This is a genomic window from Mesorhizobium escarrei, assembly GCF_935825525.1.
GTDB classification, from domain to species: Bacteria; Pseudomonadota; Alphaproteobacteria; order Rhizobiales; family Rhizobiaceae; genus Mesorhizobium; species Mesorhizobium escarrei.
The window spans coordinates 60,043-82,458 of the sequence record NZ_CAKXZT010000140.1 but is presented as its reverse complement, the minus strand read 5'-3'; the positions used below and the strand labels follow the sequence as shown (position 1 = coordinate 82,458).

Annotated in this window: 26 protein-coding genes and 1 pseudogene; 20 read left to right on the top strand and 7 right to left on the bottom strand. The window is 62.1% G+C overall.

Annotation, left to right across the window (positions count from 1 at the left end; all coding sequences use genetic code 11):
- Positions 1–9 precede the first annotated feature (9 nt).
- Positions 10–585 carry a hypothetical protein gene (locus tag NMG80_RS22475; protein ID WP_254020140.1) on the top strand — a complete coding sequence of 192 codons (576 nt, stop codon included), beginning with the start codon at positions 10–12 and terminating at the stop codon, positions 583–585.
- Entirely contained in the window at positions 585–896 is a 312-nt protein-coding gene (locus NMG80_RS22470) for a DUF6105 family protein (RefSeq protein ID WP_254020139.1), read from the top strand. The genes NMG80_RS22475 and NMG80_RS22470 overlap by 1 nt, the downstream gene beginning before the upstream one ends.
- On the opposite strand, the gene ruvX is transcribed toward NMG80_RS22470, so the two are convergent.
- Positions 863–1,348, bottom strand: a complete 486-nt coding sequence (gene ruvX / locus NMG80_RS22465; protein WP_023801197.1) for a Holliday junction resolvase RuvX — start codon at positions 1,346–1,348, stop codon at positions 863–865. The two genes, NMG80_RS22470 and ruvX, sit on opposite strands and share 34 nt — an antisense overlap.
- Before the next feature lie 100 nt (positions 1,349–1,448).
- Between ruvX and NMG80_RS22460 the strand changes: the two genes are divergently transcribed.
- The 5 genes and pseudogenes from NMG80_RS22460 to NMG80_RS22440 all read left to right on the top strand — a co-directional run bounded on the left by NMG80_RS22460 (position 1,449) and on the right by NMG80_RS22440 (position 5,484).
- On the top strand, positions 1,449–2,156 hold the full coding sequence (locus NMG80_RS22460; RefSeq protein ID WP_254020138.1) for a metal-dependent hydrolase: 708 nt from the start codon (positions 1,449–1,451) through the stop codon (positions 2,154–2,156).
- A 175-nt stretch (positions 2,157–2,331) separates the two neighbouring features.
- On the top strand, positions 2,332–2,619 hold the full coding sequence (gatC, locus tag NMG80_RS22455) for an Asp-tRNA(Asn)/Glu-tRNA(Gln) amidotransferase subunit GatC (protein WP_254020137.1): 288 nt from the start codon (positions 2,332–2,334) through the stop codon (positions 2,617–2,619).
- 7 nt (positions 2,620–2,626) lie between these two features.
- The gene (locus NMG80_RS22450; RefSeq protein ID WP_254020136.1) at positions 2,627–3,085 is read left to right on the top strand and encodes a GNAT family N-acetyltransferase; all 459 of its coding nucleotides are present in this window, start codon (positions 2,627–2,629) and stop codon (positions 3,083–3,085) included.
- Positions 3,085–4,650: an amidase gene (locus NMG80_RS22445; RefSeq protein WP_254020135.1), complete on the top strand. Its 1,566-nt coding sequence runs from the start codon at positions 3,085–3,087 to the stop codon at positions 4,648–4,650. Before NMG80_RS22450 ends, NMG80_RS22445 begins: the two co-directional genes overlap by 1 nt.
- Positions 4,651–4,678: 28 nt before the next feature.
- A pseudogene (locus tag NMG80_RS22440) lies at positions 4,679–5,484 on the top strand (YdcF family protein).
- On the opposite strand, the gene NMG80_RS22435 reads toward NMG80_RS22440, so the two are convergent.
- Entirely contained in the window at positions 5,421–6,176 is a 756-nt protein-coding gene (locus NMG80_RS22435; RefSeq protein ID WP_254020134.1) for a DUF599 domain-containing protein, read from the bottom strand. The pseudogene NMG80_RS22440 and the gene NMG80_RS22435 sit on opposite strands and share 64 nt — an antisense overlap.
- Positions 6,177–6,336: 160 nt before the next feature.
- On the opposite strand from NMG80_RS22435, the gene NMG80_RS22430 reads away from it, so the two are divergent.
- From NMG80_RS22430 to NMG80_RS22415, 4 genes are all read left to right on the top strand, one after another.
- Positions 6,337–7,740, top strand: coding sequence for an L-serine ammonia-lyase (locus tag NMG80_RS22430; RefSeq protein WP_254020133.1), 1,404 nt, complete (start codon positions 6,337–6,339; stop codon positions 7,738–7,740).
- Positions 7,741–7,843: 103 nt separating this feature from the next.
- Positions 7,844–8,281, top strand: a complete 438-nt coding sequence (locus tag NMG80_RS22425) for a DUF1489 family protein (protein WP_254020132.1) — start codon at positions 7,844–7,846, stop codon at positions 8,279–8,281.
- A gap of 98 nt (positions 8,282–8,379) precedes the next feature.
- Positions 8,380–9,111, top strand: coding sequence for a vWA domain-containing protein (locus NMG80_RS22420; RefSeq protein WP_254020131.1), 732 nt, complete (start codon positions 8,380–8,382; stop codon positions 9,109–9,111).
- Positions 9,108–9,809: a DnaJ domain-containing protein gene (locus NMG80_RS22415; protein ID WP_254020130.1), complete on the top strand. Its 702-nt coding sequence runs from the start codon at positions 9,108–9,110 to the stop codon at positions 9,807–9,809. Before NMG80_RS22420 ends, NMG80_RS22415 begins: the two co-directional genes overlap by 4 nt.
- A 44-nt stretch (positions 9,810–9,853) precedes the next feature.
- Here the strand turns inward: NMG80_RS22415 and NMG80_RS22410 are convergent, their stop codons facing one another.
- Positions 9,854–11,281 (bottom strand): D-alanyl-D-alanine carboxypeptidase, encoded by a 1,428-nt coding sequence (locus tag NMG80_RS22410; protein ID WP_254020129.1) that lies wholly within the window; start codon positions 11,279–11,281, stop codon positions 9,854–9,856.
- A 337-nt stretch (positions 11,282–11,618) separates the two neighbouring features.
- On the opposite strand from NMG80_RS22410, the gene NMG80_RS22405 reads away from it, so the two are divergent.
- The 3 genes from NMG80_RS22405 to clpA all read left to right on the top strand — a co-directional run bounded on the left by NMG80_RS22405 (position 11,619) and on the right by clpA (position 15,020).
- The gene (locus NMG80_RS22405; protein ID WP_123145836.1) at positions 11,619–11,948 is read left to right on the top strand and encodes a phasin family protein; all 330 of its coding nucleotides are present in this window, start codon (positions 11,619–11,621) and stop codon (positions 11,946–11,948) included.
- Between the two features lie 273 nt (positions 11,949–12,221).
- Positions 12,222–12,548: an ATP-dependent Clp protease adapter ClpS gene (clpS, locus tag NMG80_RS22400; RefSeq protein ID WP_023801212.1), complete on the top strand. Its 327-nt coding sequence runs from the start codon at positions 12,222–12,224 to the stop codon at positions 12,546–12,548.
- A gap of 6 nt (positions 12,549–12,554) precedes the next feature.
- Positions 12,555–15,020: an ATP-dependent Clp protease ATP-binding subunit ClpA gene (gene clpA, locus NMG80_RS22395; protein WP_254020128.1), complete on the top strand. Its 2,466-nt coding sequence runs from the start codon at positions 12,555–12,557 to the stop codon at positions 15,018–15,020.
- Positions 15,021–15,107: 87 nt separating this feature from the next.
- On the opposite strand, the gene NMG80_RS22390 is transcribed toward clpA, so the two are convergent.
- The 4 genes from NMG80_RS22390 to NMG80_RS22375 all read right to left on the bottom strand — a co-directional run bounded on the left by NMG80_RS22390 (position 15,108) and on the right by NMG80_RS22375 (position 18,108).
- Positions 15,108–15,539, bottom strand: a complete 432-nt coding sequence (locus tag NMG80_RS22390; RefSeq protein ID WP_254020127.1) for an HIT family protein — start codon at positions 15,537–15,539, stop codon at positions 15,108–15,110.
- Between the two features lie 109 nt (positions 15,540–15,648).
- Positions 15,649–16,866: a GNAT family N-acetyltransferase gene (locus NMG80_RS22385; protein ID WP_254020126.1), complete on the bottom strand. Its 1,218-nt coding sequence runs from the start codon at positions 16,864–16,866 to the stop codon at positions 15,649–15,651.
- A gap of 41 nt (positions 16,867–16,907) precedes the next feature.
- Positions 16,908–17,636 carry a glycerophosphodiester phosphodiesterase gene (locus tag NMG80_RS22380; protein WP_254020125.1) on the bottom strand — a complete coding sequence of 243 codons (729 nt, stop codon included), beginning with the start codon at positions 17,634–17,636 and terminating at the stop codon, positions 16,908–16,910.
- A 7-nt stretch (positions 17,637–17,643) separates the two neighbouring features.
- A complete protein-coding gene (locus NMG80_RS22375) occupies positions 17,644–18,108 on the bottom strand; it encodes a RidA family protein (RefSeq protein ID WP_254020124.1) in 465 nt (154 codons plus the stop codon).
- A 139-nt stretch (positions 18,109–18,247) separates the two neighbouring features.
- On the opposite strand from NMG80_RS22375, the gene NMG80_RS22370 reads away from it, so the two are divergent.
- From NMG80_RS22370 to rpsB, 6 genes are all read left to right on the top strand, one after another.
- The gene (locus NMG80_RS22370) at positions 18,248–19,075 is read left to right on the top strand and encodes a cell envelope integrity EipB family protein (protein WP_254020123.1); all 828 of its coding nucleotides are present in this window, start codon (positions 18,248–18,250) and stop codon (positions 19,073–19,075) included.
- A 99-nt stretch (positions 19,076–19,174) separates the two neighbouring features.
- Positions 19,175–20,473: a lysophospholipid acyltransferase family protein gene (locus NMG80_RS22365; protein WP_254020122.1), complete on the top strand. Its 1,299-nt coding sequence runs from the start codon at positions 19,175–19,177 to the stop codon at positions 20,471–20,473.
- 71 nt (positions 20,474–20,544) lie between these two features.
- The gene (locus tag NMG80_RS22360; RefSeq protein WP_254020121.1) at positions 20,545–20,823 is read left to right on the top strand and encodes a DUF4031 domain-containing protein; all 279 of its coding nucleotides are present in this window, start codon (positions 20,545–20,547) and stop codon (positions 20,821–20,823) included.
- Positions 20,820–21,047, top strand: coding sequence for a LysE family transporter (locus NMG80_RS22355; RefSeq protein WP_254020120.1), 228 nt, complete (start codon positions 20,820–20,822; stop codon positions 21,045–21,047). Before NMG80_RS22360 ends, NMG80_RS22355 begins: the two co-directional genes overlap by 4 nt.
- A complete protein-coding gene (locus tag NMG80_RS22350) occupies positions 21,026–21,433 on the top strand; it encodes a LysE family translocator (RefSeq protein ID WP_254020119.1) in 408 nt (135 codons plus the stop codon). The genes NMG80_RS22355 and NMG80_RS22350 overlap by 22 nt, the downstream gene beginning before the upstream one ends.
- A gap of 177 nt (positions 21,434–21,610) precedes the next feature.
- On the top strand, positions 21,611–22,408 hold the full coding sequence (gene rpsB / locus NMG80_RS22345; protein ID WP_077384079.1) for a 30S ribosomal protein S2: 798 nt from the start codon (positions 21,611–21,613) through the stop codon (positions 22,406–22,408).
- Positions 22,409–22,416: the final 8 nt, after the last annotated feature.

Sequence of the window (22,416 nt, the reverse complement as noted above, 5' to 3'; positions counted from 1 at the left end):
AGGAACGCTATGCGGCATGTATTGAGCTCCTTTCTGGCCTTGCACTGGGCGGTCGTTTTCGCCCTGCTGGCGTTCATCTGCATCGATGGGAATCGCGGTGTTGCGGCAGCGCTTGGCGTGCTCGGCGTCGCCGTCCAGAACACCCGCTTCGTCGGCCTCGAAAACGCCGTCGTGGTGGCGCCGCTTGCCGTAGCGCTGCTTGTCGTAGCGGTGCTGTTCTGCTGGGCCTTTGTCGAGGCTCTGTTTAGCGACCCGACAGATCCGGACGCGACCGATAGCGTCGTGCGGGTTGCCTTCATCTGCGCCTCCGGCGTGCTGTCGCTGATTGTCGTCGGCGGCGCCGCGCAAGGCATCAACGGGCTGTTCATGGTTGTCGCGGTGCAACTGGCGGCACTGCTGGCTTCCTATGTCGCCATGCTCGCAGAGCGGCGGTCGGCCCTGGCCGCAGCGGTTCCGGGTACGGGTGAAATCAGTGCCGCCGCGCATGTGATGGCGAAGGCGGCGGCGCACAACTCGGCGCTCTCGCGCATTTCCGGCCGGCTGGACACGAACTTGAGGCCGGACACGAACTTGAGGGACCGCTGATGCGCACCTTGTTCGCGCTATGGGCGGCGCCGCTCGCCCTGTTCTGGGGCTGGTTCTTCCTGTCGCTCAACGACATCAATTTCGGCTATGTCATGCTGAGCCGCCAATTGCATGACCTCGTTTTCCAGCTCTATGGGGAGATGCTTGGTATCGATCCGGCGCTCATTCCCGGCATGGTGGCGAAGGCCTGCATCGTCGACAGTCTGCTGCTCCTGGCGTTTTGGGCATTTCGCCGGCGCCGGGTGATCGGTAGCTGGATCAGGATAATGCGCGACCGCTATTTCGACCAGGCGTCGACGCCGAGCGCCTGAAGCCGGTCGAGAGCGCCCTGCAGAATAAAGGCCGCCGCGGCCGAATCGATCTTGCCGGCGCGTTTGCGGCGCGAAAAATCCATCTCGATCAGCGTCCGCTCGGCCGCCACCGTCGACAGCCGCTCGTCCCACAAAACAAAGGGCAGGTCGGTCACACCAGCCATGTTGCGGGCGAAGGCGCGGGATTTCTGGGCGCGCGGGCCTTCCGATCCGTCCATGTTGACCGGCAGGCCGAGCACCACGGCCCCGACATTCTCTTTCTGCAGCAAGGCGAGCAGCACTGCGGCATCCAGCGAGAATTTCCTGCGCATGATGACGGGACGCGGGTGGGCGAAGGCAAAGCCCCGGTCGGAAACCGCCACCCCAATCGTCTTGTCGCCGAGATCGAGCCCGGCCAGCGTCTTGCCGCCGCCGAGCCGCGCCGGCAACTCCTCGATGGTGATGATGCTCAACGGCTTTCCTTGGACTACACGCCGCAAACGACGCTATGGGACTTTAATTTCACTGCCGGCGTTCTATCCTTTGGCGAAGGAAAAATCGAGGAAGGCATTCATGAAACTGACCTGGTACGGACATTCCGCATTTCGCGTCGAAACCACCGAGGCGAAAATCCTCATCGATCCCTACCTGATCGGCAATCCATCGTGGACGGGCGGCTGGGAAGAGCCGGCGGAAGGGGTCACGCATGTGCTGTTGACGCACGGCCACAGCGACCACATCAGCGGTGCGCTTGAAGTGCTCGGGAAAAGCGGCGCCATGCTGGTCGCCAATTTCGAGATCTGCATGTACCTGGTCGGCAAGGGCGTCAGCGACAAGAAGATCAATCCCGGCAATATCGGCGGCACTGTCGATTGCGGCGGCTTCACCACCACGTTCGTCCAGGCGCTGCATTCCTCTTCGTTCCCGGGCGACAAGGGCCAGAACACCTATCTCGGCAATCCCGGCGGCCTCGTCCTGCATTTCCAGGAAGACAAGACGCTCTATCATATGGGCGACACCGACATTTTTTCCGACATGGCGCTGATCAACGAACTGCATGAGCCGAAGATCGGCATCGTGCCGATCGGCGACCGCTTCACCATGGGCGGCGCGGTGGCAGCCCTTGCCTGCCGGCGCTTCTTTCAGTTCGAGACGGTCATTCCCAGTCACTTCGGCACGTTTCCGATCATCGACCAGACCGCCGACAAGTTTGTCGCGGGGTTGGAGGGTTCCGGCGTGAAGGTGGCATTGCCGGAGATCGGCAGGACAATCACCTTGTAGAGCGTGCACCTTGTAGAGCGTGCACCTTGTAGAGCATGCCAAAGGCGCCAGCTATTCGCTGCGACGGCGTTGCGCTGCCATCGACCTTCTGGGCCGGTTCTCGGCACGATGCATGTTGCGCGGCACGCGCCGCGCCGCTATAGCGCGGACTGGTTTTCCCGAGGCACAAGCAAATATGTCCGTTGATCTGCAGACTGTGAAGCGCGTCGCGCGTCTCGCCCGCATTGCGGTGAGCGAGGAGGACGCCGAGCGCATGACCGGCGAGTTGAACGTCATTCTCGGCTTTGTTGAGCAGTTGAACGAGGTCGACGTCTCCGGCGTTGAGCCGATGACGTCGGTCATTCCGATGGAGATGAAGAAGCGCCCGGACGTGGTCACCGACGGCAGCAAGGCGGCCGATATCGTCGCCAACGCACCGGCCACCGAAGAGAATTTCTTCCTCGTTCCGAAGGTCGTGGAGTAGCGGGCCGATGGCAATCGAGATCGCCATCGAAACGCCGCTGCAGGACGACGTGCGCGGGCTGGTCAAGGAGCTCAACGACACGCTGCTGGAACTGACGCCGCCGGAGCACTGCTACCACATGACCGTCGAGCAGATGGCCGACAACCACACGACTGTCTTCATCGCTCGCGACAACGGTCTTGCCATCGGCTGCGGCGCGCTGAAGCGCCACGACGGCGCCGTCGGCGAGGTCAAGCGCATGTACACGCGGCCTTCGCATCGCGGGCAGAAGATCGGCGCCGGGATCGTCGAGCGAATCGAGGCGCTGGCGCGCAATGAAGGACTGAAGCGTCTGGTGCTGGAAACCGGCGACCGCCATCCGGCTGCGTGGACCGTCTATGAACGCGCCGGCTTTTCGCGCTGCGGCCCGGTGCTGGACTATCCCGATACCGGGTGGTCGGTGTTTTACGAAAAGAGCCTTGCCTGATGAGCGACCTGACCCACTTGACGATTTCGCAGGCCTGCGCCAAGCTGCGCGCCAGGGAAATCACCGCAACCGAGATCACCGAAGCCTATCTCCAGGCAATCGAGCGGGCCAATCCGGCGCTCAACGCCTATGTCGTCGTAACCGATGACAAGGCCCGCGACATGGCCAAGGCCTCCGACGCAAAGCTTGCGAAGGGCGAGGGCGGGCCGCTCGAAGGCATTCCGCTCGGCATCAAGGACCTGTTCGGCACCGAAGGGATCCACACCCAGGCCTGCAGCCATGTGCTGGACGGGTTCAAGCCGCACTACGAATCGACCGTCACCGCCAATCTGTGGGCCGACGGCGCCGTCATGCTCGGCAAGCTCAACATGGACGAGTTCGCCATGGGCTCGTCCAATGAGAGCTCCTACTACGGCCCCGTCGTCAATCCGTGGCGGCGTTCGCGCGTCGACACGATGGTGATGCCGACCACACATCAGGGCGATGGCGGTTTTGTCTCGGCCGGCGGCACCAGGACCGCGCGCACGCTCGACAACGCCCAGCTCGTGCCGGGCGGCTCGTCGGGTGGCTCGGCCTCCGCCGTTTCGGCGCTCCTGTGTGCCGGCGCCACCGCCACCGACACCGGCGGCTCGATCCGCCAGCCCGCCGCCTTCACCGGCACGGTCGGCATCAAGCCGACCTACGGCCGCTGCTCGCGCTGGGGCATCGTCGCCTTCGCTTCGTCGCTCGACCAGGCCGGTCCGATCGCCCGCGACGTGCGTGACGCCGCGATTCTCTTGAAATCGATGGCCTCGGTCGATCCGAAGGACACCACCTCGGTCGACCGCCCGGTGCCGGATTACGAGGCGGCGATCGGCAGGCCGATCAAGGGCATGAGGGTCGGCATCCCCAGGGAATACCGCGTCGACGGCATGCCCGACGAGATCGAGGCGCTGTGGCAGAAAGGCATTGCCTGGCTGAAAGATGCCGGCGCCGAGATCGTCGACATTTCGCTTCCGCATACCAAATACGCGCTGCCGGCCTATTACATCGTCGCGCCCGCCGAAGCCTCGTCGAACCTCGCGCGCTATGACGGCGTCCGCTACGGGCTGCGCGTGCCGGGCAAGGACATCGTCGACATGTACGAGAAGACCCGCGCCGCCGGCTTCGGCCGCGAGGTCAAGCGCCGCATCATGATCGGCACCTATGTCCTCTCCGCCGGCTACTACGATGCCTACTATCTGCAGGCGCAGAAAGTGCGCAATCTCATCAAGCGGGATTTCGAAAACGCATTCGCCGCAGGCGTCGACGTCATCCTGACGCCGGCGACGCCGTCGGCAGCCTTCGGTATCGCCGACGAGGACATGGCCGCCGACCCGGTCAAGATGTACCTCAACGACATCTTCACGGTGACCGTCAACATGGCCGGACTGCCGGGCATCGCCGTGCCCGCAGGGCTGGACGCCAAGGGCCTGCCGCTCGGACTGCAGCTCATCGGCCGGCCGTTCGACGAGGAAACCTTGTTCCAGACCGCCCATGTCATCGAACAGGCGGCGGGTACGTTCCAGCCGGAAAAGTGGTGGTAGTGTCGTCTCCCATCTGAAGGGGTGAGGGATGATCTACTATCTTTCCAAAATCTTTTGGCTCCTCGTCCAGCCGTTGAATCTGGCGATCATCCTGCTGCTGGTCGCGTTGCTTGCCGCCTTGGTCGGCCGTAAAAAGCTGTTTGTCACCGGCAGTGGGCTCGCGTTTCTCATCCTCGCCCTCTCGACCTGGACCTCGCTCGGCGCACTGATGCTCAATCCGTTGGAAGAACGCTTCCCGCGCCCGCTGCTACCGGAAAAGGCCGATGGCATCGTCGTGCTGGGGGGCGGCATGGAGGGCGCCGTCAATTTCGTGCGTGGCGGCTATGAACTGAGCGCAAGCGGCGATCGGATGCTCGCGGCGGCCGTGCTGGCCCGGCATTTTCCGACAGCGAAGGTCGTCATCTCCGGGGGCATCGCAATGATCGGCGATGGCGAGGGCGATGCAGAGACAGCGCCGCGTCTGTTCGCCGCGCTTGGTGTGACGGCCGATCGGCTGATCCTCGAGAAAGAATCCCGCAACACCTACGAGAACGCCGCCTTCACCCGGGAACTGGTCACCCCGAAACCGGGCGAGACCTGGCTGCGGTGACCTCGGCTTTCCACATGCCGCGCGCCAAGGCGCTGTTCGACAAAGTCGGCTTTGTCACCGTTGCCCGGCCGGTCGATTTCCGCACCTCCGGCAAGGAAGGCATCGGCCTGTCTCGCGACGATTCCTTCGGTTCGCTGCAGACCACCAGCACTGCGGTCCGCGAATGGATCGGGCTCCTCGCCTACCGGCTATCGGGCCGCATCGATCGGCTTTTTCCCGGACCAGGTGTCGGCTCGGGCGACTGACCGATCACGGCTTGCCGCGCCGCCGAGAAGAACTGGCGACGCACCAGAACCGCCAGCAACAGCAGCGTCGACAGCACGAACACTTTTGGGTCGACGAACCAGCCGAGATAGCCGATCGAGAAGAACACGCCGCGCATGCCGGAATTGAAATGTTTTCCGGCCAGCATGTTCATGCGCGCCGCCCGCCATACCGCCGTCTCGCTGACCGGGTTGCGTGAAGCCTCGCCGTGCGGGATCGGCACCGCACCGATCAGGATCGAGCAATAGTTGAACAGCCGGTAGGCCCAGCCGAACTTGAAAAAGGAATACGCAAGGATCAGCACCAATCCGAACACCTTCATCTGAAAGGCGGAGCGGGACGATGTCGTACCGAGCGGCAGGTCGCTCAGCACCGAAACAACCTGATCGGAGGCGCCGAGGAGGGCAAAACAGCCGCCGATCGCAATCAGCGAACTGGAGGCGAAGAAGGCGGTTCCCTGTTGAAGGCCGGCCATGATGGCGGTGTCGACGATGCGGACCTCGCGTTCGGCCATGGTCCGCATCCAGGCTTCACGCTGGACGTTCATCGCCGTCGTCAGCGACATGCGCCTGACCAGCTTTCCGTCGGCGGCGAGCGTATGCAGGACCCATACGAAAAGGAAGAAACCCAGCGCCGCGAGGTCTGCCGTCGACAAATGGAAGGAATCGCCCATGCGACCCTTTTACCACAAGCCGTGGCGCCGCTTCGATGGCGGACGCAACGATGTCGCTGCCGGAGCAAACAAGGTCGGCAGGTGCAGCGCCGCAATTTGCGAAAGAGCGGAAACATCACAGGAATTCCTATATGTAAATTCCAATAGGAGAGAGCGGCGCGTGTTCCTTTCGGTTTTCGACCTGTTCAAGATCGGCATTGGACCATCGAGTTCGCACACGATGGGACCGATGACGGCTGCGCGGCGTTTTCTCGACGAGGTCGCGGGAGATGACTGGCCACGCCCGGCCGGCGCCAAGGTCGACCGCATCGCTGCCAGCCTGCACGGCTCGCTTGCCTATACCGGCATCGGCCATGGTTCAGATCGCGCCGTCGTGCTCGGGCTTGCCGGCCAGACGCCGCAGACGGTAGACCCCGATCAGGCGGACAGCATCGTCGACCGTATCGCCGCCGAGAAGCGGATTTCGCCGCCCGGCCATCCGTCGTATCGCCTCGACCCGGCCACGGATCTGGTGCTTGATCGCAAGACGCCGCTTTCCGGCCACGCGAACGGCATGGCTTTCTCCGCCTATGGTGCCGACGACCGCCTGCTGCTCAAGCGCATCTACTATTCGATCGGCGGCGGCTTCGTGGTTTCCGAGGAGGAGCTGCAGCGGATGAAGGCGAAGGGCTCGGTGACGACGGAAGGCAAAAAAGTTCCATACCCCTTCAAGAACGCCGTCGAGATGCTATCGATGGCTGCGAAAAGCGGTCTTTCCATCGCCGACATGAAGCGCGTCAATGAAGAGACGCAGATGTCGCGTGAAGAGCTCGACGCCGGTCTCGACGGCATCTGGAGCGCCATGAAGAGCTGCATCGAGCGTGGCCTGTCGCAGGACGGCATCATGCCGGGCGGACTGAAGGTGCGCCGACGAGCGCGACAGTTGCATGACAAGCTGCAGGAGCAGTGGAGGCAGAACCGGCCCAATCCGCTGCTCGCCAACGACTGGCTGTCGATCTATGCCATGGCGGTGAACGAGGAGAACGCCGCCGGCGGGCGCGTCGTCACCGCGCCGACCAATGGTGCTGCAGGCACGCTGCCGGCGGTGCTGCGCTACTGGCTGCATTTCCATCCCGAGGCCGACCAGCCAAGCATTCGCGATTTCCTGCTGACCGCGGCGGCGATCGGCGGCATCATCAAGACCAACGCTTCGATCTCGGGCGCCGAAGTCGGCTGCCAGGGCGAGGTCGGTTCGGCCTCGGCGATGGCGGCAGCGGGGCTGTGCGCCGTGATGGGCGGCACGCCCGAGCAGGTCGAGAACGCCGCCGAGATCGCGCTCGAGCATCATCTCGGCATGACCTGTGATCCGGTCGGCGGGCTGGTGCAGGTGCCTTGCATCGAGCGCAACGCGCTCGGCGCCGTCAAGGCGGTGACTGCCGCGTCGCTGGCCATCAAGGGCGACGGTTTTCATTTCGTGCCGCTCGATGCCGCGATCGAGACCATGCGCCAGACCGGCCTCGACATGAACGAGAAATACAAGGAAACCAGCCTCGGCGGACTGGCCGTCAATATCGTGGAATGCTGAGCCAAACTTTGCACTGTGGATTGGCACTGTGGAGAATAGCGGCACTGTGGAGAAAGTCGACCGGGCCGTTGACGCCGTCGCGCCCCGGACTAAACCTTAATCCATGTCCCTCAATCTCATAAAGCTCTGCGTTGGCTGCGACAGCGTCGAAGATCTGGAAGAGTGGATCGCCTTCCGCCTCGACGAACGGCGGCGCGCCGGTGAACCGGTCGAGCACTACCACACCACCCGCATGATGCCGACGCGCGGCGCCGAGGTCACCGATGGCGGTTCCCTCTACTGGGTGATCAAGGGCAATGTGCAATGCCGCCAGTTGATCACCGAAATCCGTCCTTTCACCGATGACGAGGGTATCGGCCGCTGTCACCTGATGCTCGATCCCGCGGTCGTGCGCACTGAATGGCAGCCGCGCCGCGCCTTTCAAGGCTGGCGGTATTTGAAACCGTCGGACGCACCGGCCGATCTCGGCAAGGGCAAAGCGGGATTGGTCGAAATGCCGCCGAAACTCAGGCGCGAGCTTGCCGATCTCGGCCTTCTCTAGGAAGACCCCCAAAATTCAAGGCTGCCGTGATCGCTGGCCCTCCAGGTCGCCTCATGCTGGGCTTGCAAGCTGTGCGACAACGCCACATCTTGAATGTCATGAGCGACAAGAAGCAGCCCGTGCCCGCAAAGGCCAATCCTGCGCCGGTCGAGTCCCAATCGAGCACCGGCGAGATCGACGCGTTTATCCGTCAGGCAAGGACGCTCGCTGCGTCCGCGACCGGTACTGGCAGGCTGATCCTTTCCCTCGACGCGACGATGAGCCGCCAGCCGACCTGGGATCTCGCCTGTGCGCTGCAGGGCGAGATGTTCGATGCCGTCGGCAAGGCCGGGGCGCTCAAGGTCCAACTGGTTTATTTTCGTGGTCTTGGCGAGTGCCGCTCATCCGCATTCGTCACCGATACGGACACGCTGAAGCAGCTGATGACGCGGATCGAATGCCGTAGCGGCCACACCCAGATCGGCAAGGTGCTGGCCCATGCGCTGAAACAGACGGCGACAGCCAAGGTCAACGCGCTGGTCTATATCGGCGACGCGATGGAGGAAAATATCGACGATCTGGCGGAAAAGGCCGGCAGCCTCGGCCTGCACGGCGTTCCTGTCTTCGTCTTTCAGGAGGGCCATGATGCCGGCGCGGAAAAGGCGTTCAAGGAAATTGCGCGGCTGTCCAAAGGGGCTTGGTTCCGATTTGATCGGCGGGCCGCCGCAACCTTGGCCAGCCTGCTATCGGCGGTCGCCGTGTTTGCAACGGGCGGGCTGAAGGCCCTGGAGGCCAGGGGCAGGCCGGAAGACCGGCTGATGATCGAGCATCTGCGGGGCGGCAGGAAATGATGGGCGCGACTATCGCATTCGTGGCGTTGCTTTTGGTGCTGCTCGGCGTGGCCACGGTGTTTCTGCGCGCCGACCCCGCGAAACTCGCAAGCGGGATGAGGACGATTGGGCCCGTCCTGCTGGCGCTGATCGGTGTCGCCGCGCTTCTGGTTGGACGCGAAGGCATCGGCGGCTTGATCCTGTCGATGGCGCTCGCCTGGTATGGCTCGATGCGGATGAAGCGGCCGACGGCGAAACTGGAGCCGGGCAAGTATTCGACGGTGCGCACCGCAGCACTCGAAATGGAGCTTGATCACGATACCGGCAGCCTGGAGGGGCTCGTGCTCGCCGGCCGCCATGAAGGCAAGATGCTAGGCACGATGAGCCTTGCGGAATTGCAGCAGCTTTATCGCGAACTCCCCGGCGACCCGGAGAGCCGCCAACTGCTAGAGACGTATCTTGACGGCAGATTTCCCATCTGGCGCAAAGACGCTGAGGCGAATGGTGGCGACGGGCTGGGTGTTTCGCCAGGTTCGGGCGCCATGACTAAGGAGGAGGCCTACAAGATCCTTGGTCTTGAAGCGGGGGCCGCCGCGGCGGATGTCCGCAAGGCGCACCGCCGCCTGATGCAGCGCCTGCACCCCGATCTCGGCGGCACTTCTTTTCTGGCTGCGCGGATCAACGAAGCCAAGGACGTCTTGCTCTCCAATCACAACTAGTCTCCTTCGACGCATAATTTTCCCGGGAGATGTTTCGACGCCTCCTACTGGTGGACGGCGTAGCACTCGATTTTCTTTTTCTTCAGGGCGTTGCAGGCTTTCCAGGCGGCAGCCTTCGAGCCAAAACCGAACCGGGCGCGGTAGTAGGTGACGCCGTCCTTTTCGAAGGCGACGGTGAAGCCCACAGCTTCGGCCAGGACCGAAGGCGCCTGTTTGCTCGTCTCGTCCAGAAGAGCCTGGGCTTCGGACTGTTTTGGCGAAGAGGCGACCTGGACTGCCCAGCCGGACGGCACCGATGCCGTGTTGACGGGATCGACCGTTGCCGGTTCGGCATAGGCTGCTGCGACCCGTGCGGTCGCCACGTCGTCCGCCGTGGCCGCGGCCACTGTCTCGACCTTCCTGGTCTCAACGACGGGCCTGGTCTCTACGACGGGGGTGGCTTCTTCAACGACGGGCTCGGTTTCCTCGACAAGGGAGGCAATGGCATCGTCCGGGGCATCGTCGTCCGGGGCATCGCCGTCCGGCCTGCTGTCCGGCTTCGGCGCGTCGCGCTTGGGCAGGAATACTTTCGCCAGAGCGGTGATCGGGCTGCCACCACTGGCCTTGGCGATCAGCATGCCGCTGCCGCGCGACGACGCCTTCGGCAGGTAGGTTTTGATCAATGCGGCCATCTGGTTGTCGCGGCTGCCGCCGGATTTCCCGCCTATGACCACCGCGACGATGCGGCGATCGCCGTCGTCGACCGAGGAGACGAGATTGTAGCCGGAGGCGCGGGTGTAGCCAGTCTTGATGCCGTCGACGCCCTTGATGCGTCCAAGCAGGCGGTTGTGGCCGTTGATGCGCCTGCGGCCGTAGAGAAAGGAACGCTGCGAGAAATAGCTGTAATACTGGGGAAAATGCTCCCGCAGCGCGATGCCGAGCACCGCCATGTCGCGGGCGGTGGTGAACTGACCGGGATTTGGCAAGCCGTGGGCGTTGCGGAAAACGGTCCCCTTCATGCCCAGTGCCCGCGCCTTGGCTGTCATCATGTGGGCGAAATTGGCTTCATTGCCGCCGAGAAGTTCGCCGAGCGCGGTTGCAGAGTCGTTTGCCGACTTGGTCACCATCGACAGGATCGCGGTCTCGACCGTGATCGCGCCGCCTCGTCTGACGCCGAGTTTGGTCGGCGGTTCGGCAGCAGCATTGGCAGAGAAGACGACCCGGGAGTTCTTGCTGATCTTGCCGTTCGCCATGGCCTCGAAGGCCAGGTAAAGCGTCATCATCTTGGTGAGTGAGGCGGGATAGCGTCGGCCATCGGCATTCGAAGAGTAAAGCACCTTGCCGGACTTGGCGTCGATGACGATCGCCGCCGACCTCGCCGCCATGGACGAAGCAGCGTCGGCAACGACGAATGTCATCGCCAAAGCGAGGATCATGATCATTTTCAACGAGGACGCGGATTTGGAGAGAATGCCCGACAACGCCTGACGCACCGATGGTTCCTTTGAATTTTTGTTGCGGTGGAGGCGGCAAAGGGATCCTGCCTCACTTCAAGCCAAGCTATCGCAGCCAGCGTTACCAATCCGTTTATGGTAACCGCGGCGTTCACCATTTTCTTCGAGCTTGAGCTTTTCTTTATTCGAATTTTAGCCATTGCCAGATGGTTACGCCGATTTGCTGGCCGGATGGCCGGGGCCGCACCCGGTGAAACCCGGACTCGGTGAAACCTTGACCTTTTGTGCAGTGCACAATATATTACTTGCATTGCACAACGCGGCCGGGGCAAGGCCGCGCCCACCGCTCAAGGACAACTGTCAAGGGATTGCGTGAATGACCCAGACCTATGAGGATTTCAGCAAATACGGCAAGGAGTTTGCCGACACCGGCTTGAAGAGCTTCGCATCCCTTTCCAAGGGCGCGCAGGCCATCGCCACCGAGGCGGGCGAGTACACTAAGAAAAGCTTCGAGGCCGGCAGCGCAGCAGCCGAGAAACTTTTGTCGGCCAAGTCGCTGGAGAAAGCGATCGAGATCCAGTCCGATTTTGCCAAGCAGTCGTACGAAGCCTTCGTCACCGAAGCCACCAAGATCGGTGATCTCTATGCCGAACTCGCCAAGGAAGCCTACAAGCCGTTCGAATCAATGGTCGCAAAGGCGAAATAATCTCCTATAAGATGTGAGCAGGGCCCTTGGGCCTGCAAGACGGACCCGGTCGCGAACGTGCGGCCGGGTTTTTTCATGGCAATTTGAAATCAGGGCTCTGCTGCCTTCACGATTTCGAAAAATCGGTCAAGTTTGGCCACCTAGCCATATTGTCAGCTAAACAGAAGGGCTTAAAATCATTCATCGAACACCTACATGTCGAACTCGCATGGGGATTCGAAAAGGCAGGGTTACGTGACTACAGGTTTGACTGCCACAACAGATGTGGTGCGGATGCAAAACGGCAGCGACGGCAACGAGACCGGTCGCGGCACGGCTGTCATCACGCGCACCAAAACCAAGACCAAGAAGCCTAGCCTTTATCGGGTCCTCATTCTCAACGACGACTACACACCCATGGAATTCGTGGTTCACGTGCTGGAGCGTTTTTTCCAGAAGGACCGTGAAGCCGCCACACGCATCATGCTTCATGTTCACAATCATGGAGTGGGCGAGTGCGGGGTCTATACATTCGAGGTGGCCGAGACCAAAGTGTCTCAGGTCATGGATTTCGCCCGACAGAATCAGCATCCGCTGCAATGCGTGATGGAGAAGAAGTGAGGTAACATGCCGGCTTTCTCCCAAGGCCTGGAAAAGGCGCTTCACCAGGCGCTGACGCTCGCCAATGAGCGGCACCACGAATACGCGACCCTTGAACATTTGCTGCTCGCGCTCATCGACGACACCGAGGCGGCCGCGGTCATGCGCGCCTGCAACGTCGATCTGGACGAGCTGAAGCATACGGTTCTCACCTATATCGACACCGAGCTCGACAATCTCGTTACCGGCTACGACGAGGATTCCAAGCCGACGGCCGGTTTCCAGCGCGTCATCCAGCGCGCGGTGATCCATGTGCAGTCGTCCGGCCGCGAGGAAGTCTCCGGCGCCAACGTGCTCGTTGCCATCTTCGCCGAGCGCGAGAGCCACGCCGCCTATTTCCTGCAAGAACAGCAGATGACCCGCTACGACGCGGTCAACTACATCTCGCATGGCATCGCCAAGCGGCCCGGCGCATCTGAGACGCGGTCGCCGCGCGGCGCCGATGACGAGCAGGGCCAGAGCGGCGCCGAGCCGCAAGAGGACGGCGGCAAGAAAAAGCAGCAGCAGGACGCGCTGACCGCCTATTGCGTCAATCTGAACAACAAGGCCAAGGCCGGCAAAATCGATCCGCTGATCGGCCGCGAGTCCGAGATCAACCGCACCATCCAGGTGCTGTGCCGCCGTTCCAAGAACAATCCGCTCTATGTCGGCGACCCCGGCGTCGGCAAGACGGCGATCGCCGAGGGCCTCGCCAAGCGCATCGTCGAGGGCGACGTGCCGGAAGTGCTGCACAACGCCACCATCTTCGCGCTCGACATGGGAACATTGCTGGCCGGCACCCGCTATCGCGGTGATTTCGAAGAGCGGCTGAAGCAGGTCGTCAAGGAGCTCGAGGATTATCCGGGCGCGGTTCTGTTCATCGACGAGATCCACACCGTGATCGGGGCAGGGGCGACGTCTGGCGGCGCCATGGATGCGTCGAACCTGTTGAAGCCGGCGCTGTCGTCCGGAACGATCCGCTGCATCGGCTCGACCACCTACAAGGAGTTCCGCCAGTTTTTCGAGAAGGACCGCGCCTTGGTGCGGCGCTTCCAGAAGATCGACGTCAACGAACCGACCATCGAGGACGCCATTGAGATCATGAAGGGTCTCAAGCCATATTTCGAGGAGTTCCACAAGGTTCGCTACACGTCTGAGGCGATCAAGGCTTCGGTTGAACTGTCGGCGCGCTACATCAACGACCGCAAGCTGCCGGACAAGGCGATCGACGTGATCGACGAGACCGGCGCCTCGCAAATGCTGGTGCCGGAGGCCAAGCGCAAGAAGACCATCGGCATCAAGGAGATCGAAGCGACGATCGCCACAATCGCCCGCATTCCGCCGAAGACGGTTTCCGCCGACGACGAGAAGGTGCTGGCCGGTCTCGATGTCGAGCTGAAGCGCGTCGTTTACGGTCAGGACACCGCGATCACGGCTTTGACCTCGGCGATCAAGCTGGCGCGGGCCGGCCTGCGCGAACCGGAGAAGCCAATCGGCTCCTATCTGTTCTCGGGGCCGACCGGCGTCGGCAAGACCGAAGTGGCAAAGCAGCTCGCCGCCTCGCTCGGCGTCGAGCTGATCCGCTTCGACATGTCCGAATATATGGAACGCCACACCGTCTCACGGCTGATCGGCGCGCCTCCCGGCTATGTCGGCTTCGACCAGGGCGGCCTGTTGACCGACGGCGTCGACCAGCATCCGCATTGCGTGCTGTTGCTGGACGAGGTCGAGAAGGCGCATCCGGATCTGTTCAACATCCTGTTGCAGGTCATGGACCATGGCAAGCTGACCGACCACAACGGCAAGCAGATCGACTTCCGCAATGTCATCCTGATCATGACCACCAATGCGGGCGCCTCGGATGCGCAGCGCGCGGCGATCGGTTTCGGCTCGACCAAGCGCGAAGGCGACGATGTCGAAGCGATCAACCGGCTGTTCACGCCGGAGTTCCGCAACCGTCTCGATGCGATCATCCCGTTTGGGTCGCTGCCGGTTCCGGTCATCCACCAGGTGGTGCAGAAGTTCGTCATGCAGCTCGAGGCCCAGCTCTCCGAGCGTGGCGTCACCTTCGACCTGTCGCAGGAGGCGATCGCCTGGCTGGCCGAGAAGGGCTATGACGAGCGCATGGGAGCACGGCCGCTCGGCCGCGTCATCCAGGAGCACATCAAGAAGCCGCTGGCCGACGAGGTGCTGTTCGGCAAGCTCAAGAAGGGCGGCACGGTGCGTGTCACCGTCGAGAAGAAAGAGACCGGCGAAACCGGGCTGAAGCTCGAGTCGCTCGCCGACGAGGCGCCGGTCAGGCCGAAGAAGGAAGAACCGGACGACACGCCAAAACCCAAGAAAGCTGCCGGCAAGAAGCCCGCCGCGAAAAAGGCGATCGCGCAGAAGCCGGAGCCCAAGGGCAAGGATGGCAGCAAGCGCAGCCTGGTGCCGCAACTGCCCCGCAAGGGGTGATGGCCTGAAAGCTAAAAAAAGCCCCGGGAACGGGGCTTTTTTTATTGGATAAAGAGTGGCCGAAGGCGTTGTGTGCGACGCCCGGCTTCAGGTCCCCAGCGCCGCTCGTATCTTGCCGGCGTTCTCAGCCAACACTTCTGGCTTCTCCATCTGCCCGCTATGCGGCTTCAAAGGGATGCCCTCGAAGCGTGGAATGACATGGACATGGAGGTGGTAGACGGTCTGGCCCGAAGCGGGCTCGTTGAACTGCAGGATGGTGACGCCATCGGCGCCGAAGGCCTTCTTCACCGCCACCGCTACCTTCTGCACGATAGCGAAGAGTGGTCCGAATGTTGCCGGATCCGCGTCAAGCAGGTTGCGCGACGGCGCCTTCGGCACAACCAGCGTATGACCCGGCCCTTGCGGCATTACATCCATGAAGGCGACAACCGCGTCATCTTCATAGACGCGATGCGACGGGATTTCACCGCGCAGGATTTTCGCGAAGATATTGTTGCTGTCGTAGGTGGTTTCGGCCATGGCGTGGGCTCCGGATTGTGCCTTGCTCTACCGTATCGACCCGACAACCGGAATCGATTTTCGGAAAGTACGATGCGGAGGTTCGAAGTGTTAATGCATGTCGCGCGCTCTAATCGTCGGCCAGATCCTTGCGGAACGGGGTGTGCTCTTCGAGATAGCCGGCCATCCGCTCCACTTCGCGGCGCTCGCGCCTGAGATAGTCGGCGACCGCATTGCGCAAGGCAGGATGCGCAATGTAATGCGCCGAATGCATGGTCACCGGCCTGTAGCCGCGCGCCAGCTTGTGCTCGCCTTGCGCGCCGGCTTCGACCACTTTCAGCTTACGGTGAATGGCGAAGTCGATCGCCTGGTGATAGCAGACCTCGAAATGCAGGAAGGGATGGTCCTCGATGCAGCCCCAGTTGCGCCCGTAAAGCGCATCGGAACCGATGAAATTGATAGCGCCGGCAATGTAGCGTCCATTGCGCTTGGCCATCACCAGCAGGACGTCGTCGGCCATGCGCTCGCCGATCATCGAGAAAAACTCGCGGCTGAGATAGGGCCGGCCCCATTTCCTGCTGCCGGTATCCATGTAGAAGGCAAAGAAGTCGTCCCAGACCCTTTCGGTCAGGTCCTTGCCGGTCAGCCAGTCGATCGAGATGCCGTGAGCGAGCGCCTCGCGCCGCTCCTTCTTCATCGCCTTGCGCTTGCGCGATGCCAGAGTGGCGAGAAAATCGTCGTAGGTCGAATAACCCTCGTTGAAGAAGTGGAACTGCTGGTCGGTGCGGTGCAGGAAGCCCGCCGCTTCCAGCGCCTCGACATCCCTGTGCTGCGCGAAAGTCACGTGCGCGGAGGATACGCCGAGCTTTTCCGTCACCGCCTTCAGGCCGGCTGCCAAGCCGGCCTTAACGGCGCGACTGTCCTCGCCCTTGTTGACCAACAGCCGAGGGCCGGTGACCGGCGTGAACGGCACGGCGCATTGCAGTTTTGGATAGTAACGCCCGCCGGCGCGCTCGAACGCGTCCGACCAGCCGTGATCGAAAACATATTCGCCCTGGCTGTGCGATTTCAGGTAGCAGGGAATGGCACCGAGGAGCTTTCCCTGCGCTGTCTCGAGCCTGAGATGATGGCCCTGCCAGCCGGTGCGCCGCACGGCGCAGCCGGAATCCTCAAGCGCGCTCAAAAAGGCGAAGGAAACGAGCGGGTTGTAGCCGTTTTCTGTGTCACCGCGTGAGGTCCCACCGAGGCCGTCCCATTCAGCGCAGGTGAAGGTGCCGATGCCGGAGGCAACCCGGATCGCATATGCTCCATTCGCCGTTTGCCCGTCGCCTTCATCGCCTTGATCCATGAGGCCTATTTAAGCTCCGTGCCGGTCCATGCAAGCTCGGTTCAAGCGACCTGCACAAGATCCGGCTCAAATCCTTCGAACGTCATCTGGTCGGCAAATCTGAAGGTCAGGTCGACCGCCGGTTGGTCGAGCACGGTCCAGGTGATGACCGGCATTTTGAGCCTTTTTCGCACAAAACTGACAAACCGGTTCGGCAGGTCGCCTGCGGCGTAGGAGGTGAAGGCGATGTCGTGCGCCAGCATGGCGAAATGCGCCTCGATCAGCTTGACTTCGTTGCCATAAGCGGTCAGCCCGCCCGGAATGCCGGGCGCGTGTTTCGGGAAATCGCGGATCAGCCAGTGGTCGAACGACATGATCGCCACCTTGCCCTTGTAGTTTTTGAGCATTTTGCCGACGCTTTCCACCAAGCCTTCGTCACGGCCGGGAACCCCTTTCAGCTCGACGACCACCGGCACGCGACCATCGATCAGGTCGAGGGTCTGCTGCAGCGTTGGCAGATGATCTGATGTGCCGCCGATCTTGAGGGCCGTCATTTCTGCTGCCGTGCGCTGCCAGACGAAACCGTCCTGGCCGGTCAGTCGCTTCAGATCGCCATCGTGGATGATCACCGGAACGCGGTCTGACGACAGATGCACATCGCATTCGATCGCATAGCCGCGTTCAGCCGCAGCGGCAAAGGCGGAAAGCGTGTTCTCCCAGCGCGTCTTGTTCATGTCGTGGAGGCCGCGATGGGCAATGGGTCGGGCCGTCAGCCAGGAAAGGTCGGTCATGCCAGGCTCATTCGACTTCCAAGATGGCTTCGATTTCCACTGCGGCATTAAGCGGCAGGGAGGCGGCACCGACGGCGGCGCGGGCATGCTTGCCGGGATCGCCGAGCACTGCAACCAGAAAATCCGAGGCGCCGTTGGCAACCAGGTGCTGTTCGACAAAATCCGGCGCCGAGGCGACGAAGACGGTGATCTTCACCACGCGGCGGATTTTCTCGAGATCGCGAAGTGCTGCCTTGGCCTGCGCCAATATGTTGATCGCGCAGTATTTTGCCGCTTCCTGGCCGGCTGCGGTGTCGACATCACGGCCGAGCAGCCCGCTCGCCTGCAGCTTGCCCTGCTTGAGCGGCAGCTGTCCGGCGATGAACAGCAGATTGCCTGACCTGCAATAGGGCACGTAATTGGCGGCGGGCGCGGCGGCGACCGGTAGCGTCACGTCGAGATCGCTTAGCCGCTTTTCGATTGTCTCATTCATGGTATTTCCCTATTGCTTGATGAGGCTGCGCAGGCTGGGCCGAAATTGCAATTTTTGCCTCGCTTCCGCCACGACTTTTTTTAAGCTGAACCCTCTTTCCATGCGACCTGCCATCAGGGCGCGATGATCGGAGCCCCTCATGCGCGCAACACGCCTCGCATTCCACGCTGTCCTGCTGCCAGCAGTGTTCTCGATGGCGCCGGCTTTTGCCGTACCGGCGCTGCAAGCGCATCGCGCGGTTTATGATCTGACCCTGGACAAGGCCTCTGACCGCTCGGGCATCACCGGCATTTCCGGCCGCATGGTCTATGAGTTCAATGGCTCGCCTTGCGAAGGCTATACGGTGAAGTTCCGTTTCGTCACCCAGATCGTCACCAACGAGAATACAAGGCTGACCGACCAGCAGACGACCACCTTCGAGGACGCCGAAGGCAAGACCTTCTCGTTCGTGACAAAATCCTTCGTCGACCAGACTCTCGACAAGGAGGTCAAGGGCACCGCGACGAAGGAGACAAACCGCCTCAAGGTCGATATCGACAAGCCGGAGAAGAGCAGCGTCGAACTGCCGGCCACCCAGTTTCCGACACAGCATCTGGTCGAACTGATCGACAAGGCCGAAAAGGGCGAAAATTTCTACGAAACCAACCTGTTCGACGGTTCGGAAGATGCCAACAAGGTGATGACCACCACCGTCGTCGTCGGCAAGAAATCCGATGCCGACAAGGCCGATCCGGAAGTGCCGGCACTGGCAAAACTCGCCAGCGACAAATACTGGCCAGTCGACATCGCCTATTTCGACAGCACCGACAAGTCAGGCGAGGAGGTGCCGGAATACCGGATCAGCTTCAAGCTGCATGAGAACGGCATCACGCGCGACCTCCTCATGGACTACAACGACTTCTCGATGACCGGCAAGCTGGTCAATCTTTCGCTGTTCGATCAGACGAAACCCTGTCCGTCGAAATAGAGCCTTGGGTTAGCCACGCCCGCAAGGCGGCGGCGAATGACTTGAACACGCCGCAATTGCATTTCAACCTCTACGCCGAGGGATCGATCGGGGGGTGGGTTGAGCAAAATCGACGTGTTCGTGGCGCCGACGCCTAATCCGGCGCTGATCAGGATCATGACTGTCGTCAACCGGGTCGTCATGCTGCGTGGCATTCCCGTGTTTCGCGATCTGTTGCCGTTCAACCGCGTGGCCGGATTGCGTGGTGTCGCCAATGTCCGCCATATCGACTTTCCCGACGACGACCGGCAACGGCTGAAGGCCTGTTGCGGCGCAGGCAAGGCGACGTTCATCACGCCCAACCATCCGGAATTCTTTACCGACTGGATGATCGACAAGGAGATCGTCTCGCGGGTCAGTCCGCTCGCGGCATCCTGGGCCACGCATGGCGTCGTCAACGGCCTCGGCCGGATCATGCAGAAATTCTGGCTGGCCAACAATCTGATCGCCCAGATACCCGGCAACAGCGGTGCTGCCAAGGAACACTCGATCGCCTGGGCGCTGAAAGGGCATGCTGTTCTCTTGCACCCTGAAGGCGGCGTCGGCTGGCATGCCAATGTCGTCGGTCCGCTCCTTCCGGGGGCGGTCGAGATGGGGTTCGACGCGCTCAAACGCGGTCGCGCCACAGATCAGGATTTCGAAGTCTGGATCGCGCCGGTTGTCTGGAAGCTCGCCTTCACCAAAAATGTCGAGCCGGCGCTGGCGCAGGAATGCGCCTATGTCGAGAAAAGTCTGAAGGTCGAATGCCGTTCCGCCGATACGCTGCCGGAGCGCATCCACCATATCTATGCGACGCTGCTGTCGCGCGATGAGATTGCCTGCGGCAGGGCGCCCGACGAGCGGGCTTCGTACGCTACGCGTCAGAAGCAACTGCTGCTCGAGCTGAGCCTGCGCCTGGGGGAGGGTATATCGGTCGATCCCGGCGCCAGCGAGATCGCCCAGCTTCTGCGCCGGTCGCGCCGCTGGGTGCGGGAAGGCACCGGCGACGCCGAGCAACAAAAACAGATCCGCTCGCTGGCGGACACGATCCAGCGTCTCCAACGCGTCGGACCGTGGGTCTCAGCCAACCCGCGTATCACGCAAGAGGAGATCGCAGAGCATCTGAAGCGCATTCGTAACGACTATTGCAAGGGCACGCTGCGCGACACGATCAATCGCTTCGTGCCGCAACCGGCCGGGCCGCGTTGCGCGCATATCCGGGTGCCGGAGCCGTTGGGATTGCACGCCTTTCCTGGCTCGATCGACGACGCGCTCGCCGAACTGCACAGCCGCATGCAGGCGGCTGTCACCACGAGAGTAGCCGAACTCGAAGCCGCCGGCGGCTTCATTTTCTATCCGAATCCTTTCTATCATCGCTAACGTTGGATCTCGGCTGCGGGTGAGCTGCGGCTCCGCTGGTCGGCGCAAGATGAAGGAGTGCGGCAAGCCTTATGGCGGTCTATGTCGACGCGGCGATCTGGAAATGGGTCGGCCACCGCTGGTGTCATCTGCTGGCCGACGACACCGATGAGCTGCATCGTTTTGCAGCACAGCTCGGCATCAAGCGCTCGTCCTATCAGGGGCCGCCGAAGACATCGGCGCCGCATTATGACATAACCGGCTTCGAGCGCGACCGTGCGGTGCGGCTAGGCGCCGTCGAATGCAGCCGCGAGGAGATCGTTGCTGTTTTCCGGCGGGTCCGCGTGCCGAAGGGAAAGATACGACCATGACATTGGCGGCATTTCTAGCTTATTGCGCCGCGATCACATTTGCCGCCGCGACGCCTGGCCCGGCGATGTTCACGGTCATCGCCAACGGCGTCTCGCGCGGGTTCGTTCGCGCTTTCCTGGCTGGGCTCGGCATCGCCGCTGGCGACGCGGTGCTGGTGACTTTGGCGTTGCTCGGTCTCGTGGCGCTGGCACAGACCTTCGAATGGGGGGTTTTCTCATCCTGAAATATGCGGGTGCTGCCTATCTGATGTTTCTTGGCATCGGAATGTGGCGATCGGCTTCCGCGCGATCAGATGAACTGCAGGCAACGCAGGCAAGACTATCTCGATCTTTTTTCCTCGGCATCTCCATCGCGCTGGGCAACCCCAAGGCGATCCTGTTCCACGCCTCCATCATGCCGTTGATCCTCGATCTCAACACAATGAGCTTCGCCGAGGGGCTGCTCGTGGTTGCGGTCGTGATCGGCGTCAACATGATCACCATGGGCGTCTATGCGGTGCTTGCCGGGCAGGCTGCAAGCTGGTTCAAGACGCCAAGGCGGATGCGCTTGATGAACAGGTTCGCCGGTGGCGCCATGATCAGCACCGGTGCGCTGATCGCCGCACGTTGAGCCGCAGGACACCGCAGCGCTTGCGTTTGCCGCGCAACCCCTCTATATGCGCGCTCATTCCACACACGGACTTTGGTGTCTGCCCGGGAGAAATCCGGCTGAAACCTCCGGTGGCGTTCGAGGACAAAGTCCAGAAATGCCTGTGTCCGTGGAGGCTAACCGGAAAAGGAAATAACAATGGCTCTGCCTGATTTCAGCATGCGCCAGCTTTTGGAAGCTGGAATTCACTTCGGCCACCAGACCCACCGCTGGAACCCGAAGATGGCGCCCTATATCTATGGCGCTCGCAACAACATCCACATCATCGACCTCTCGCAGACGGTGCCGCTGCTGCACCAGGCGCTGAAGCAGGTTTCCGACACCGTCGCCAAGGGTGGCCGCGTGCTGTTCGTCGGCACCAAGCGCCAGGCGTCCGATATCGTTGCCGACGCCGCACAGCGCTCGGCCCAATACTATGTCAACTCCCGCTGGCTCGGCGGCATGATGACCAACTGGAAGACGATCTCGAACTCCATCCAGCGCTTGCGCAAGCTTGACGAGATGCTGGCCGGCGAGGCCCAGGGGCTCACCAAGAAGGAGCGCCTCAACCTCGACCGCGAGCGCGAGAAGCTCGACAAGGCGCTGGGCGGCATCAAGGACATGGGCTCGACGCCCGACCTGATGTTCGTGATCGACACCAACAAGGAAGCGATCGCCATCCTCGAGGCCAAGCGTCTCGGCATCCCGGTCGTCGCCATCATCGATTCCAACTGCGACCCGGACAAGATCGATTTCCCGATTCCGGGCAATGACGACGCGGCCCGCGCCATCCAGCTCTATTGCGATCTGATCGCCAAGGCTGCAATCGACGGCATCGCTCGCCAGCAGGGCGCGCTTGGCGTCGACGTCGGCGCGTTGGCCGAGGCTCCGATCGAGCCGGCACTCGAGCCGACGCCGACCGCCGAGACACCGGCCGCCCAGACACCGGAAGCGTAACAGCGAAG